Source organism: Micromonospora profundi, assembly GCF_011927785.1.
Classification (GTDB): Bacteria; Actinomycetota; Actinomycetes; order Mycobacteriales; family Micromonosporaceae; genus Micromonospora; species Micromonospora profundi.
The window spans coordinates 6,420,916-6,436,132 of sequence record NZ_JAATJK010000001.1 but is presented as its reverse complement, the minus strand read 5'-3'; the positions used below and the strand labels follow the sequence as shown (position 1 = coordinate 6,436,132).

Here is a 15,217-nt window from a genome sequence, read left to right as displayed (position 1 = left end):
CCGCAGTCGCGAACCGGGCTAGCACCGTGAGGGACGGCGTCGCCGTGGACGCCGACCAGGTGGTTGTTGCGTTGGACGTCGGCGGTACCGGCATGAAGTGCGCGCTGGTCCGGCCGGATGGTGTCGCTGTCCACACCGAGCGGCACCCCACCGACGCCGGGCGCGGCCCGGCCGCGGTGGTCGCCACAATCCTCGATGTCGCCGAAGGGCTGGCCGCCAAGGCGCGCGCCGACGGGCTCACTCCTGTCGCGGCGGGCGTCGCCGTGCCGGGGGTCGTTGACGAGGCGCGTGGGGTCGCTGTGTGGTCGGCGAATGTGGGCTTCCGGGACGTACCGCTGCGGGATCTTGTAGCGACGCGGCTCGGCCTGCCCACGGCGCTCGGTCACGACGTGCGCGTCGGTGGCCTGGCCGAGGCGCGGCTCGGCGCCGGGCGCGGCACCGGCCACGTGCTCTTCGTGGCGATCGGCACAGGCATCGCCGCCGCCCACGTCGTCGACGGTGTGGCCGCCACCGGCGCGCACGGCGCCGCCGGCGAGATCGGCCACATCCTGGTACGCCCCGACGGCCCGCGCTGCGGCTGCGGCCGGCCGGGTTGCCTGGAGGCGGTGGCTTCGGCCTCCGCGATCGGCCGCCGGTACGCGGAGTTGGCTGGCGGATCGCCCGAGGTGACGGCGGCCGGGGTGGTGGAGCGGGCTACGGCCGGCGAGCCGCTCGCCGGGCAGGTCTGGCGGGAGGCGGTCGAGGCGCTCGCGGACGGTCTGGCAACCGGTCAGGCGCTGTTCGACGTGGCGACGATAGTGCTCGGCGGCGGCCTGGCCCAGGCGGGGGACCGGCTCCTCGACCCGCTGCGGATGGCGCTGCGCGAGCGTTTGACCTTTCACCGGGAGCCGCGACTGGTCGTGGCGGCCCTCGGCGACGAGGCGGGCTGCCTCGGTGCCGCCCTGCTAGCCCTGGACGCCGCAGGCGTCGGTGACCCTCAGGAGGAACGATGACGGTACGGGTGAACGGCCGAGTGGTGACCCCTACCGGTGTGATCCGGCAGGGCTGCGTCGAGTGGGACGGTGATCGGATCACCGCAGTGGCCGAGTACCCGTCGGTCCGGGACGGGCACTGGATCCTGCCGGGTTTCGTCGACATGCACACGCACGGCGGTGGCGGGCACACCTTCACCACAGGCGACGCCGACCAGGCCCGTGCGGCGGCCGGGTTCCACCTGACGCACGGCACCACCACCCTGTTGGCCAGCCTGGTCAGCTCGCCGTTGCAGGTGATGCGTGCGGCCACCGAGGCGTTCGCGCCGCTTGTCGACGAGGGAATCCTGGCAGGTGTCCACTTCGAGGGCCCCTACCTCTCGGACGCCCGCTGTGGCGCGCAGAACCCGGAGCACCTGCGTGACCCGTCCACCGACGAGCTGGCCGAATTGATCGAACTAGGTCGCGGCGCGATCCGGATGGTCACGCTCGCCCCGGAGCGCGACGGCGCGCTGGAGGCGATCAAGCTGCTCACCGCCCAGCGCGTGGTGGCCGCCGTGGGCCACACCGACGCCACGTACGAGCAGACCCGCGCCGCGATCGCCGCCGGTGCGAGCGTCGGCACCCACCTGTTCAACGGGATGCGGCAGGTGCACCACCGCGAGCCCGGCCCGGTGGTGGCGCTGCTCGAAGCGCCCACAGTGATCTGTGAGCTGGTCGCCGACGGGGTGCACCTGCACGACGGAATGTTGACGTTCGCCACGACGACCGCCGGCCCTGACCGGGCGGCGCTGATCACCGACGCGATGGCCGCCGCCGGGATGGCCGACGGCGAGTACGAGCTGGGCGGCCAGGCCGTCACAGTGACCGACGGGGTGGCCCGGCTCGCCCGCGACGGTGCGATCGCCGGCAGCACGTTGACAATGGACGCCGCGCTGCGGCACGCAGTCGACGCCGGCATCCCGATGGCCGACGCCGCCCGGATGGTGGCCACCACCCCGGCCCGCGCCATCGGTCTCGGCGACCGGGTGGGTGCCCTTCAGGTCGGCCTCCGCGCCGACCTTGTGGTGCTCGACGATGACCTGAACGTGGTGCGCGTGCTGCGCGGCGGCTCCTGGGTGGAGTGAGAGCCGACGCGGATCAGCCTGCGGTGGGGACCTCGACGCCGAGGACTGCCTGCTCGTCGGGGCGGTGCACAAGCACGTCGGCCAGGTACGACTGGACGGCGTGGCGCATCCCGACGTCCCGGCCGGCCTGCTCGGAGAGCAGCCACTTGTGCTCGATGATCTGCGCGAACAGCTCCTGCGGCTCCAGCTTGCGGCGTAGGTGCGCGGGCACGGCCCGGACCACCGGCTCGAAGACCTCGGTGAGCCAGCGGTGTGCCGCCTGCTGCTCGTCGATCAGGTCGCTCTCCGCCCGGTAGGCGTCCAGGTCGTTGAGCAACTTGCGGGCCTGGTTCTCCTCGGCGTCCAAGCCGGTGAGGCGCAGCAGCCGCCGGGTGTGGTAGCCGGCGTCGACGACCTTCGGGCGGACCAGGTAGCGCCCGCCCTCGATCGTCGACATGGCGACCTCGGCCACGTCGAAGCCCAGCTCGTTGAGGCGGCGGATGCGGCCCTCGATGTCGTGCCGGGCCTCCCGCTCGATCGCCTGCTCGTAGGTGATCTCGTGCCAGAGCCGTTCGTAGCGCTGCACGACCTCCTCGCAGACCACCTCCGGGTCGATGGACTCGTGCAGCAGGCCGGCGGCCTGAAGGTCGAGCGCCTCGCCGAAGATGTTCACCCGGGCGATCTCCAGGTCCTCGCCGCGCTGACCGTTGGAGAGCGAGTTGTGCAGGGCGCCCGTCTCCGCGTCCACCAGGTAGGCGGCGAACGCGCCAGCGTCCCGGCGGAACAGCGTGTTCGACAGCGAGCAGTCGCCCCAGAAGAAGCCGGTCAGGTGCATCCGCACGATCAGGGCTGCGAGCGCGTCCAACAACCGGCTCATCGTCTCCGGGCGCAGGGTGTGCGAGAAGAGCGCCCGGTACGGCAGGGAGAACTGAAGGTGCCGAGTGATCAGCACCGATTCGAGGGGCTCCCCGTCGTCGGTCTGCCGGTCGGCGACCACCGCCACCGCCTCCACCGACGGGAAGTCGATCCGCTCCAGCGCCCGCAGCAGGTCGTACTCCCGCTCGGCGATCCGCTCGCGGGTCTCCTTGAACGCGTACACGTAGTCGCCGAGCCGGACGAACCGGACGATGTGCCGCGAGATGCCCTGCGGCAGGGCCACCAGGTGCTGGGCAGGCCACTCCTCCAGCGGTGTCGACCAGGGCAGGTCGAGCAGCGCCGGATCGACGAGGGCAGAGGTGATCCGCACGGGCACAAGCATGACGGTTCGCCCCCGCATCCGCCGCACATCGTGGCTCGGCCCACAGCGCCGAACACCGGGCCGCCCGCCGGGCCGGTAGCGTGGTCGCCGTGCTCAAAACCTCGGGGGTACGACGTGAGCTGCGGTTGCGCCCCGTCCGGCCGGCCGGCTGGTGGTTCGACGCCCTGCTGCTGGCCGGATTGGTCGGGCTGACCGTCGCGCTCGCCGCCGACCAGCTTTTCGGGCTGGACCGGGCGGTCGCCGACTGGGCCGACGGGCACCGGCCGGCTGTCGCGTACTGGGTGGCGCGGGTGTTCAACCTGCTCGGCCAGGGCACGCCGCTGACCCTGATCGCCGCCGGGCTGGGTGTGTTGCTGGCCGTCCGGCTCCGCTCGGTACGCCCCCTGCTGCCGCCCGTCGTCGGGTTCGTGCTGACGTACCTGACGATCGGTCCACTCAAGGTGTGGACCGCCCGCGCCGCGCCGAGCGCCAGCGTCAAGGAGCCGTTCCTGCCTCCCGAGCAGACGCTGCCCCTGTTCCACGACGACCTGCCGGTCCGGTTCGCCCAGTCCTACCCGTCGGGCCACGTCGCCAACGCCATCGTCTGGTACGGCGTCATCGCGCTGCTGCTCGCCCCGCTCGCGCGCACCTTCGGCCGGCAGCTCCCGACCCGGTTGGTCACAGTGATCCGGGTGGTGCCGCCGCTTGTCGTCCTCACCACCACCACCTACCTGGGCTGGCACTGGCTTACCGACTCGGTGGCCGGGCTGCTGCTCGGGCTGCTGCTGGACCGGCTGCTGCACCGGGTGCCCTGGGATGGTCTGCCGCTCCCCGGGCGGCTACGCGAATGGGACCGGCCGTTCACCTCGTACCCCTAAGGTTTCGGCTCGTGGGTCAACTGGCGCGGCGGCTCGGCGTACCCGATGCGGTTGTCATCGGGTTGGGCTCGATGCTCGGCGCGGGCGTCTTCGTGGTCTTCGGCCCGGCCGCCGCGGCGGCCGGCGGCGCCGGGCTGCTGCCCGCACTGCTGCTTGCCGGGTTCATCGCCTACTGCAACGCGACGAGTTCGGCCCGGCTGGCGGCCCGCTACCCGGAGTCCGGCGGCACCTACGTCTACGGCCGGGAACGCCTCGGGCCGCTCGCGGGCTTCGTGGCCGGCTGGGGGTTCGTGGTCGGCAAGACGGCGAGCTGCGCGGCGATGGCGTTGACAATCGGGGCGTACCTGTGGCCGGGGCAGGCCCGTCTCGTCGCCGTCGGCGCGGTGCTCGCGGTGACCGCCGTGAACCTGCGCGGCATCGGCAAGACGGCCACCGCCACGAAGGTGCTGGTCGCTGTGGTGCTCGCGGTGCTGGCACTGGTGGCTGTCGTCGGCGTCAGTGGAGGCGGTCTGGATCTGGACCGGCTCGGTGACTCCGGCGGGTCGAGTCGGGGCGTGCTCACCGCCGCCGGGCTGCTGTTCTTCGGGTTCGCCGGGTACGCACGGATCGCCACGCTCGGCGAGGAGGTCCGCGACCCGCGGCGGACCATTCCCCGCGCGGTGCCGCTGGCGCTCGGCGCGGTGCTCGCTATCTACCTTGTGCTGGCAGTGGTCACGCTCGGCGTGCTCGGCGCCGACCGGCTTGCCGACTCCGCAGCGCCCCTTGTCGACGTCGTGACGGCCGCCGGACTGCCCGGACTTGCCTGGGTGGTCCGCGCCGGGGCGACCATCGCGGTCGTCGGCGTGCTGCTGTCCCTGGTCGCCGGTGTCGGACGGACCACCCTCGCGATGGCCCGCCGCCGCGACCTGCCCGGGGCGCTTGCCGCCGTGCACCAGGTGCACCAGGTGCCGCACCGCGCCGAACTGGCAGTGGCCGCCGTGGTGATCGTGGTGGTGCTGCTCGGCGACGTACGCGACGCGATCGGCTTCTCCAGTTGCACGGTGCTGGTCTACTACGCGATCACCAACGCCGCGGCGCTGACCCTGGGCCGGGACGCGGACCGGCGACTGCCAGTCCGCGTCCTCGCCGGCCTGGGGCTTGTCGGCTGCCTGCTGCTCGCGGTCAACTTGCCGTTTGGCAGCGTCGTGGCGGGCTTCGGGGTGCTCGCCGCCGGTGTCGTCGGGTACCTGGCGCTTGGTGCCCGCCGCCGACCGGAGTAGGGCCCACTGTCAGCGGCTCAGCCGCCGGTAGCGGCGCACCGCCAGCGGCGCGAACACCGCGATCAGGACCACCGGCCACAGCACCGCCAGCATGATGGCGTTCTCCGCAGGCCAGGAATCGCCGCCCAGACCCGGATTGCCGAACAGGTGGCGGATCGCCGCCACCGTCGCCGACAGGGGGTTCCACTCCGCTACCGCACCGATCCACCGCGGCATCAACTCGGGCGCCACGAAGACGTTGGAGAGGGCGGTCAGCGGAAACGCCGCAGGGAAGACGATGACGCCTACCGTGTCCGGGTTGCGGACCAGCAGCGCGAGATAAATGCCGGCCCAGGTGATCGCGACACGCAGCAGCAGGAGCAGCCCGACCGCGAGCAGCGCCCGCCCCACGCCGTCGCGCCACTGCCAGCCGACGAGCAGGCCGCAGACCAACAGTGTGGACATCTCCAGCAGGGCACGGATGAGGTCGGCGGCGCTACGACCGGCCAGCAGGGCGGAACGCGCCATCGGCATCGACCGGAACCGGTCGACGACGCCCCGGTTGAGGTCCAGCGCCACACCGGTAGCGGTGGCGCCGAGGCCGTACAACATCGTCATCACGAAGACCCCCGGGAGCAGGAACTCGCGGTAGTTGCCGCCACCTGGCACCTGCATGCCGCTGCCGAACACGTACCCGAACACCAGCACGAACATGATCGGCAACGAGAAGTAGAGGATCAGCTCCTCCGGCGCGCGGACCACGTGGGTCATGTTCCGCCTGGTCATCGTCCAGCCGTCGGTCACCGCCGTCGTCATGCCACCGCCGCCTCTCGTGCGGCCGGCCCGCGCACCCCGTCGGGCCGGTGCCCGGTCAGGTACAGGAACGCCTCGTCAAGCGTCGCGCGGCGCAGACCGATGTCCTCGACAGCGATGCCTGCGTCGTCCAACGCCCGCACCACGTCGATCAGGCCGGCGACCCGGTCGGCGACAGGCGCGCTCACCCGGCGGATCTCCGTATCCCGCTCGGGCTGCACGCCGCACACCCGGGCCACGATCTGCTCCGCCCCGGCCAACTGCGCCGCGTCCCGCACCACCACCTCGATCCGGTCACCGCCGGTCATCGACTTGAGCTCGTCCGGCGAGCCCTCGGCGACCACCCGCCCGGCGTCGATCACCGAGATCCGGTTGGCGAGCTGATCGGCCTCCTCCAGGTACTGCGTGGTCAGCAGCACAGTGGTTCCCTCCGCCACCAGGGCGCGGACCAGGTCCCACACCTGGTTGCGGCTACGCGGATCCAGGCCCGTCGTCGGTTCGTCGAGGAAGAGCACACGCGGCGTACGGATCAGGCTGGCGGCAAGATCCAGCCGACGGCGCATCCCGCCCGAATACTCACCGGCGGACCGGCCCGCCGCCTCGTCGAGCCCGAACCGTTCCAGCAGTTCGGTGGCGCGCCTGCGGGCTGCCTTCGGGCCGAGCCGGAACAGTCGACCGAACAACTCCAGGTTCTGCCGGCCGGTGAGGATCTCGTCGACCGCCGCGTACTGCCCGGTCAGCCCGATCCGGGCACGCACCTCGTCGGGTCGACGCACCACGTCGAAGCCGGCCACTGTCGCCCGGCCGGTGTCGAACCGCAGCAGCGTGGCGAGGATACGTACCGCAGTCGTCTTCCCCGCGCCGTTCGGACCGAGCAGCCCGTGGACCGTACCGGTCGGCACGGCCAGGTCGAACGTGTCGAGCGCGAGGGTCGGGCCGTACCGCTTGCCCAGCCCCTCGGCGACCACTTCGAATGTCGTCATGCCACGACGGTGCCTGGCGGCGCTGACCGTTCACGCACCGTCCGCTGACGGCGGCTGGCCAGGCACTGTCGCGGCCGTCTGCTCTGCCTCGGCGATCTGCGCGAGCACCAGCATGATCTCCGTACGGGTGGCCTCCCCGACGTACCAGCCGGTGAGCCCGCCGACCAGCGCCGCCTCGCAGAGCCGCCGGGCCTCGGCGAGGTCCCCGCGCAGCTGTGCCACCCGGGCGAGGCCGAGCCGGGAGGCGGACACGAACTCCGGCGCGCCGCTGCGCTGGGCGAGGTGCAGCGCTTCCGCGAAGTCGTTGTGCGCCGCCACGAGGTCACCGGCGCGCAGCCGTATCTCGCCCCGCGTACGCATCATGTCGGCCCGGTCGACGACCGATCCCAGTTGCTCGGCCAGGTCCATTGCCTCGTCAAGCAGGTCGCTCGCCGTGTCCGGGTCGCCCTGCCAGGCGGCGACTTCGCCGAGCGCGCCGAGTGTGATCATGGCCCCCCACCGGTCTCCGGCGCTCCGGAAACCGTCGAGCGCGACGACGAGCGAGGCCCTGGCCTGCTCCCACTGGCCTGTCGACATCTGCGCCGAGCCGAGCCCCATCGTGCCGAGCGCGTTGATCCAGACGTCCGGCCCGGCCAGCCGCCGTAGGTGCCGCATGAGGTCGTCGACGTCCTCGACACCGCCGGCCGGCGGTCCGTTCGAGATCCCCGACAGATACAGCAGGAAGGGCTGTCGGGGCAGTCGGTCGAGGCCGTAGAGCAGCGGTTGCTCCGACCCGAGGGACGACAGCTGGCCGAACCCTCCGAGCGAGGCGTTGTAGACGCAGAGGGCGTACTCCTCGCCCAGCTCTTGCGGCTCCTCGGTGCCGAGCAGGTCGAGGACGGCGGCGGCCAGCCGGGCACCCTCCCCGCGCATGCCGCGCAGCCACCAGTAGAACGACAGGGCCGCGACCAGCCCGGCCGCCTCGGCCGTGTCACCGGCAGCTGTGGCACGACGCAGCGCCGTGTGCAGGTTGTCCCGTTCGGCGTCGAGCCGTCGCAGCCAGCGCACCTGGTCCGGCCCACGCAGGTGGTCACTGGCGGTCCAGGCGAACTCCAGGAAGTACGCGGTGTGCGCGCGCCGCAGCTGATCGGCCTCACCGGCCTCGGCGAGCCGTTCGGCGCAGAACGCGCGCACGGTTTCGAGCATCCGGTAGCGGCCGCCGGTCAGCTCCACGAAGGACTTGTCGGCAAGACCGGTCAGCGCGTCGACAAGCTCGGCGGTGGGCAGGCCGGAGACCCGCCCGGCCGCCTCCAGCGTGGCACCGCCGGCGAAGACAGCCAGCCGGCGGGCCAGCCTCCGTTCGTCGTCGTCGAGCAGGTCCCAGCTCCACTCGACAACCGCGCGCAGCGTCCGGTGTCGCGGCGGGGCGGCCCGGCTGCCCACCGACAGCAGCCGGAACCGGTCGTCGAGGCGGACGGCCACCTCGGCGACGGGCAGCGCCCGCAGCCGCGCGGCGGCCAGCTCGATGGCCAACGGCAGGCCGTCGAGGGTGCGGCAGATGCACAGCACCGCCTCGGCGTTTGCCGAGGTGACGGCGAAGCCGGGTACGACGTCGGCGGCCCGCTGGGCGAACAGCCGCACCGCCGCGTAGTCGTCGACGGCCAGCGCCGGGACGTCGGGCGGCGGCACTGTGAGCCCGGACAGCGGGCACAACGCCTCGCCGGCCAGCCCGAGCGGTTCACGGCTGGTGGCCAGGACGCGCAGCGACGGGCTGGCGCTCAGCATCCGTGCGGCAAGCCGGGCCACGTCGGCGACGACGTGCTCGCAGTTGTCGAGTACGAGCAGCAGCCGCCGCTGCGCCAGCGCCTCGACCAGCCGATCGGTCGGATGTCGGCCGTGCTCGGCCGGGGCGCGCAGGCCCGCGTCGCGCAGGCCGAGCGCACTCAACACCGCCTGCGGTACGTCCGACCCGTCGGTCAGCCCGGCCAGCTCGACGAAACGGACCTCCCCGCCGGCCCGGCCCGCCGCCTCGATCGCCAACCGCGTCTTGCCGGCTCCCCCGGGGCCGGTGAGGGTGACAAGTCTCCGCTCGCTGAGCAGGTCACCAACGCGCTTCAGCTCCTCTTCCCGCCCGACGAAGGTGGTGAGCTGGCTCGGGAGCGCCTGCTCGGTCGCCGGGCGTTCCTCACCGCGCAGCACCGCCAGATGGATCGCGGCAAGCTCCACCGAAGGATCGACGCCGAGCTGCTCGGCGAGCGTGCGCCGCGCGTCCTCGAACTCGGCGAGCGCCTCGGCCGGCCTGCCCAGCCCGGACAGGACGCGCATGAGCTGACCTCGCGCCCGTTCCCGCAGCGGATGCGCGACGACGAGCTCCCGCAGCTCCGCGACCAGCGCGCTGTGCCCGCCCAACGCCAGCTCCGCCTCGATCCGATCCTCGACGGCGGCCAGCCGCAGCTCGTCCAGCCGTGCCGCCTGCGCTGGCGCGTTCAGCACATCGGCCAGAGCAGGGCCGTGCCACAACTCCGACGCCTCGCGCAACACAGCCGCCGCGTGGGACCAGTCACCAGCGGCGAGCGCGCGGCGCCCCGACTCGGCGAGGCGCTCGAACCGGTACGCGTCGACGTCCTCGGGATCCACCGCCAGGCGGTAGCCGGCCTGGTGAAACTCAACCAGGGCGTCCTCTGCGGGCAGGGCCTGACGCAGCCGCGACACCTGGGATTGGAGCGCGTTGGCCGGTCCATGGGGTGGGTGCTCGCCGTACAGGCCGTCGATCAGCCGCTCGGCGGGAACGATGCGGCCCGCATTGAGCAGGAGGAGCGCCAGGAGCGCGCGCAACCGAGGACCGCCCACGGGAAGCTCTCGCCCGTCGGCAAGCAGCACCCTGGTCGGCCCGAGGACGCGGAAACGCATGCCATGGATTGTCGCTCAGTGTCGGCCGGTTCCTGCGGATCGGTCAGCCGCTCAGCGCCCGGCGGAGATCCTTCATCAGCAGCAGCAGGTGCATGGGGTCGGTGGGGCTGGCCTCGAACTTGGCCAGCCGCTGGTAGAAGTCGCGGGCAGCGTCTGTCTCACAGTGAATGAGCACGGCGCGTACGCCGATGACCTCGGCGGCGGAGGCGATACGCCGCAGGGCGTCGACCACAAGCGCTCGACCAAGACCGACGCCCTGGGCGCTGCGGTCGACTCCGAGCCGAGTCAGGATCACCACCGGTTGGTGGTAGCGGCCGGCCCCCTGCTGTAGGCGAGGCGAGGCATCGGCGGGAGCGACACTACCGGCAGCCAGCGCGTAGTAGCCGGCCACTCGCTGATCCGGGTGCTCGTTGTCACGCACCACGTACACCCGGGACAAGCCCGCTCGGTGGCTTTGTAGGGCATGCTCGACCAGCCACACCGACTGTGCGCGGGAGCCGCAGTCGAACCCGGTCACTGCGGACTCGGCCGACAGCGGCTCGACGGCCGAGAAGCGGGATCTCACCGCGACGCACCATCTGCCGGCGGGTCGAGCACCGTTGGACCGGTCAACAGCTCCCGCAGCCCGGCGACGTCCTGCGCCGGCTCCTGCAACGCCTCATCGAAGACGCGCCAGGCGTCCTCGTCCAGCACGAACACCCGCCGGTCGGCGAGCACATCCGCCGCGGCTTCGGTCGCCGCCTTCAACACGAACGTCGACACGCTGTCCCCGGACGCCTGACTCGCCGCCTCCAGCAACGCCTTCTGCTGCTGGTCGACCCGCAGGTGCAGTCGCTCTGCCTTAGCACTCACAGCCCGAGTGTACGCACAATGTACGCCATCGCAAGTCGAGTAGCTGGACAACGTCGGCCCGGGCTCACCGGGCGCCGTCAGTTCACCTCGCCGGTCCCGTCATGTCGACGGGCCACCTCGGGTTCGTCAGGTAGACCGCCGTTGGTCGTCGAGGGCAGATCTCCGGCCGGATGAACGGGGTGCGTCGTGTCGACCCCCGCACCTGCCTGGCCCGGCACCACGGGGGCCGTCGCCGCTGGGCTGTGCACTCCGCCATGGACCGACTCAGTCGGCCGGGAGACCGGGGCCGGCGGGGCGCACTGACCGGTCAGCCAGTCCAGGCCGCGTCGGCGGGCGACCACTGTGAGCCGGTCACCCGCGAAGATCACCTGTCGGGGGTCGAGGTCCTTCCACCAGATCGTCCTGCCCCCACCGGCCGGAGTCCGGGCGATGAGGCGGACCTGCCCGTCCCGGCTGACCGAGCTCAGGGGGCGGCCGTCCAACTCGGAGCCTGCGGCGACAGGCACCTCGGCGACCGGCAGCGCGTGCCGGTCGACAGGGATCGTGGTGATGACAGCGCGTTCGGTGAGGGCACCGATGAAGGCCGGCGCGGCCAGGTAGGAGACCGATCGGGACACGCCGAGGGCAAGGGTCTCCTCGACCCGCGCGGCGAAGTCGCCGTCGAGGAGGCGCAGCACCACCCGCAGGTCGTCGCGGAGGTCCCGGGCGGTCAGTGCCGCCTCCAGGTTCGCCACATCGTCTGTGGACGCCACCACAAGCGCCTGGCAGTCGGCCACCGACGCGGAGATGAGCGTCTCGGGCAGGGCGGCGTCGCCGACGATCAGCGGCACCTCCAGTTGCCGGGCGAGGGCACCGCCGCGCGGCTCCGGGTCCTTGTCGATGGCGACCACCTCGACGTCGTACTCGCGCAGGCGTGCCATCACCCGGGTACCGACGTTGCCCAGGCCGATCACCACCACGTGCCCCGCCCGGGCCGGCTGCTGCCGGCCGGTGTGCAGGGCCAGCCGTGCGTTGACGATGCCGTCGACCACCACGGCGGTGATCAGCGGGATCAGCGCCAGGCCGGCCAGGTTGAGCACCACCTGCATGATCTGCGCGTCGGGTGGCTTGCCGGTGTCCGGGTCGGCGCCGCTGAGCGTTGTGACAAGCGTCAGGTACAGCGCCTCCGCCGGGGAGACGCCCTCGGCGCGGGAGATCAGTGCCCCCAGTACCGCGATCACAGCGAGCACCAGCATCACGGCCACGCCGATCTTGCGGGTGGCGAAGCCGCGTACCGCACGCATCAGCACCGCCACCGGGCGACGCCGCCGCCGGGCGCGGACCAGCCGCCGGGCGGCGACCTCCGTGCCCGGCGGCTGACCGGTGGCCTCGGCCAACACCAGGTCCGCGCCGGCCTGCTCGGCAGGCAGCAGCTCGACACCCTGCTCCTCACTGACGTGGGCCAGCGCGCACACCACGTCCTGCGGGCGGACGTCGGCCCGCCGGGCCACCCGCAGCGTCTTGTCCCGATGCTGGAAGGAGCTGGGGTCGACCTCGCCGAGCGCGGCGGCCACGAAGGCCGGCGCGGCCATCTCGGCGTCGGAGAGCACCTCGACGGGCGCCTTGAGCAGTTTGCGTACGCCGTCGGCGAGGGTGCCGTTGAACATGCGCAGCACCTGGCGGACCCGCTGGTCGACGGCCTGTGCGCACAGCGCGGCATGCAGGTTGCCCACGTCGTCCTGGTGCAGCAGGGCCAGCCCGGTGGCACCGGCAAGCCCGGCGGTCTCGAAGGTGGCCACGTCCAGCCGGTCGGAACGGACCACCCGGACCCCGCGCAACGCTGCCACGTCAGCTGCGTTGCGGGGATAACGCTCCGGCACCACGACTGTCACCCGGGCTCCGCCGACGGGCAGCTCGGATTCGAGGATCGCGCGGGCGACGTAGTAGGCGAGCGCGTCCCGGCCGCAGATCACGTAGTGCGGGCGGGGATCCCCGGCGGCCCGTAGTCGCCAGTTCCACTCGACCGCCCGTCGCGCCCGGTCCCGCCACGGCTCAGCCATGCCCGGATCGTAGTCAGCACTACCACGCTGGGCGACCCCGTCCGGATCATCCCTGGCCAGGCATGCCAGCCCCCCGTGCCGGGTAGAGCCCTGCCATGCAGACCTTCCTCCCGTATCCGGACTTTCTGGCCAGCGCCCGCACGCTGGACCAGAGGCGGCTGGGCAAGCAGCGGGTGGAGGCCATCCAGGTGCTGCGCGGGCTGACCCGCCCCGGGTACGGCTGGCGCAACCACCCCGCTGTGAAGATGTGGGCCGGGTACGAGGAGGCGCTAACCCGCTACGGACTGGACATGTGCGCGGTCTGGACCGAGCCGGGCCGGGCCGACACGTGTGCCGCCACGCTGGCCGTGGACCTCGCCGCCGCCTGCGGCCCCGGGGTGATCCGTACCCAGGATGAGTTGACCCGGGCCGGTGAGCTGCCGCCCTGGCTGGGCCGCGACGACCTGCACCTCAGCCACCGCTCGTCGCTGCTGCGCAAGGACCCGGAGCACTACGGCCCGATCTTCGGCCCGGACGTGCCGACGGACCTGGAGTACGTCTGGCCGGCCTCCGACAGAGCGCGCCACTGCCTGCCTTAGGGGAGACTGGCGGGAGAGGGAGGTGCCCGTGGCACTGTCGCGAGTGGTGGGTCGGCTCATCGGCGTACGTCAGCACGTGGTGGACCCGGGCGGCGATGGCGCGGACCGCGTACCGCGACAGGTGTCGGCGGTGGTGGTGGGTGGCGGGATCGCCGGCATGTCGGCGGCGGTCGTGCTGGCCGAGCGGGGTGTGGCGGTGACGGTGCTGGAGGCCGCGCCGACAGTGGGTGGCCGGCTCGGCGCGTGGCCGGAGGCGCTCGCCGACGGCAGCCAGCAGAACGAGCACGGCTTCCACGCGTTCTTCCGGCAGTACTACAACTGGCGGTCCATCCTCCGCCGCATCGACACGGACCTGAGGTTTCTCAAGCCCATTCCGGGCTATCCGATCCTCAGTGCAGAGTGGCCGACGGAGGAGTTCGGCAAGCTGCCGCCGGCACCGCCGGCCAACCTTCTGGCGTTGCTGCTGCGCAGCCCAAGCCTGCGCCTGTCCGACCTGCGGTCGATGGACCGCGACGCCGCGCTGCCGCTGCTCAGCTACGACCCGGTACGCACCTACGCCGAACTGGACGACCGCACCGCCGACGAGTTGCTGGCGTCACTGCGGCTGCCGGACCGGGCGCGGGCCATGCTGTTCGAGGTCTTCTCGCACTCGTTCTTCAACCACGAGGCGGAGATGTCGGCAGCCGAGATGGTCGCCCAGTTCCACTTCTATCTGCTCGGCAACCCGGAAGGGCTGGCGTTCGACTGCCCCGACGAGGATTACGCCACGGCGATCTGGGAGCCGCTGACCCGGCACGTGGAGAAGCACGGCGGCCAGGTGCGCGTCAGCTCCGGCGCGACAGGTGTGCACCGTGACGCCGACGGCTGGCGGGTGAACACCACCGACGGCGGCAGTCACTCGGCCGCCCACGTGGTGCTCGCGGTGGACCCGCCGGCCCTGGCCGCGCTGGTGGCGGCCTCTCCCGACCTGGTCGAGCAGGCACCGGAGCTGGCGGAGCGGATGCCCGCGTTCGGCACGCCCGGCCCGCCGTACGCGGTGGCACGGTACTGGTGCGACGGGGACGTGTCCGACGAGCGGGCGGTCTTCAGCGGTGTGTCCCGTCAGCCCACACTGAACTCGGTGACGCTCTACCACCGGCTGGAGAACGAGTCGCGCCGCTGGGCGCGGCAGACCGGCGGGTCGGTCGTCGAGCTGCACGCGTACGCCTGCGAACCCGACGTACCTGCCGACGAGCTGGCCGAACGGATGCGCCGCGAGCTGGTGACGCTCTGGCCGGAGGCCGCCGATCTGCGGGTCCGCGAGCTGCGCGCCCGGGTGGAGGCGCAGGCGCCGGCATTCACGCCGGGCAGCCACGCATGGCGTCCAGGGGTACGCACCGAGGCCACAGGCGTCTACCTGGCCGGCGACGGCATCGCCACGGACTTCCCGAGCGCTCTCATGGAACGCTCCGCGGCCACCGGGATCATCGCGGCGAACCACATCCTGCGCGCCGAGGGCGCTGCTGCCGAGCCGGTGCGGTCGATCCGGCCCCGAGGGCTGCTCGCCGGGCGGCCCACTCCAAACCGACAAAAACCAATATAAGCGACAGAGTGCTGCCGTACGCTCGAATGATCATCCGTCGATCGGTCGGGC

General features: G+C 72.3%; 13 protein-coding genes. 6 read left to right on the top strand and 7 right to left on the bottom strand.

All coding sequences use genetic code 11. The features are described 5' to 3' along the window. Positions 1–26: 26 nt before the first annotated feature. Positions 27–992 carry an ROK family protein gene (locus F4558_RS28805; protein WP_312877409.1) on the top strand — a complete coding sequence of 322 codons (966 nt, stop codon included), beginning with the start codon at positions 27–29 and terminating at the stop codon, positions 990–992. Next, positions 989–2,098, top strand: a complete 1,110-nt coding sequence (gene nagA / locus F4558_RS28800; protein WP_167946797.1) for an N-acetylglucosamine-6-phosphate deacetylase — start codon at positions 989–991, stop codon at positions 2,096–2,098. Before F4558_RS28805 ends, nagA begins: the two co-directional genes overlap by 4 nt. 13 nt (positions 2,099–2,111) lie before the next feature. Here the strand turns inward: nagA and F4558_RS28795 are convergent, their stop codons facing one another. Then, complete coding sequence (locus F4558_RS28795; RefSeq protein WP_053654390.1) at positions 2,112–3,335, bottom strand: DUF4032 domain-containing protein; 1,224 nt, start codon at positions 3,333–3,335, stop codon at positions 2,112–2,114. Between the two features lie 119 nt (positions 3,336–3,454). On the opposite strand from F4558_RS28795, the gene F4558_RS28790 reads away from it, so the two are divergent. Next, positions 3,455–4,192: a phosphatase PAP2 family protein gene (locus F4558_RS28790; RefSeq protein ID WP_197281506.1), complete on the top strand. Its 738-nt coding sequence runs from the start codon at positions 3,455–3,457 to the stop codon at positions 4,190–4,192. An 11-nt stretch (positions 4,193–4,203) separates the two neighbouring features. After that, positions 4,204–5,451 carry an APC family permease gene (locus tag F4558_RS28785; RefSeq protein WP_053654392.1) on the top strand — a complete coding sequence of 416 codons (1,248 nt, stop codon included), beginning with the start codon at positions 4,204–4,206 and terminating at the stop codon, positions 5,449–5,451. 9 nt (positions 5,452–5,460) lie between these two features. Here the strand turns inward: F4558_RS28785 and F4558_RS28780 are convergent, their stop codons facing one another. The 6 genes from F4558_RS28780 to F4558_RS28755 all read right to left on the bottom strand — a co-directional run bounded on the left by F4558_RS28780 (position 5,461) and on the right by F4558_RS28755 (position 13,006). Then, the gene (locus F4558_RS28780) at positions 5,461–6,246 is read right to left on the bottom strand and encodes an ABC transporter permease (protein WP_053654394.1); all 786 of its coding nucleotides are present in this window, start codon (positions 6,244–6,246) and stop codon (positions 5,461–5,463) included. After that, positions 6,243–7,226, bottom strand: a complete 984-nt coding sequence (locus F4558_RS28775) for an ATP-binding cassette domain-containing protein (protein WP_053654396.1) — start codon at positions 7,224–7,226, stop codon at positions 6,243–6,245. Before F4558_RS28775 ends, F4558_RS28780 begins: the two co-directional genes overlap by 4 nt. A gap of 30 nt (positions 7,227–7,256) precedes the next feature. Next, positions 7,257–10,115, bottom strand: coding sequence for an AfsR/SARP family transcriptional regulator (locus tag F4558_RS28770; protein ID WP_053654397.1), 2,859 nt, complete (start codon positions 10,113–10,115; stop codon positions 7,257–7,259). 43 nt (positions 10,116–10,158) lie between these two features. Further along, positions 10,159–10,680: a GNAT family N-acetyltransferase gene (locus F4558_RS28765; RefSeq protein ID WP_053654399.1), complete on the bottom strand. Its 522-nt coding sequence runs from the start codon at positions 10,678–10,680 to the stop codon at positions 10,159–10,161. Then, entirely contained in the window at positions 10,677–10,967 is a 291-nt protein-coding gene (locus tag F4558_RS28760; RefSeq protein WP_053654401.1) for a type II toxin-antitoxin system TacA family antitoxin, read from the bottom strand. Before F4558_RS28760 ends, F4558_RS28765 begins: the two co-directional genes overlap by 4 nt. Before the next feature lie 77 nt (positions 10,968–11,044). Beyond that, complete coding sequence (locus F4558_RS28755) at positions 11,045–13,006, bottom strand: potassium channel family protein (protein WP_053654403.1); 1,962 nt, start codon at positions 13,004–13,006, stop codon at positions 11,045–11,047. Positions 13,007–13,101: 95 nt separating this feature from the next. Between F4558_RS28755 and F4558_RS28750 the strand changes: the two genes are divergently transcribed. After that, positions 13,102–13,584, top strand: coding sequence for an MSMEG_6728 family protein (locus tag F4558_RS28750; RefSeq protein ID WP_167946795.1), 483 nt, complete (start codon positions 13,102–13,104; stop codon positions 13,582–13,584). Between the two features lie 28 nt (positions 13,585–13,612). Next, positions 13,613–15,166 (top strand): FAD-dependent oxidoreductase, encoded by a 1,554-nt coding sequence (locus F4558_RS28745; RefSeq protein ID WP_167946793.1) that lies wholly within the window; start codon positions 13,613–13,615, stop codon positions 15,164–15,166. The last annotated feature ends 51 nt before the right edge of the window (positions 15,167–15,217 follow it).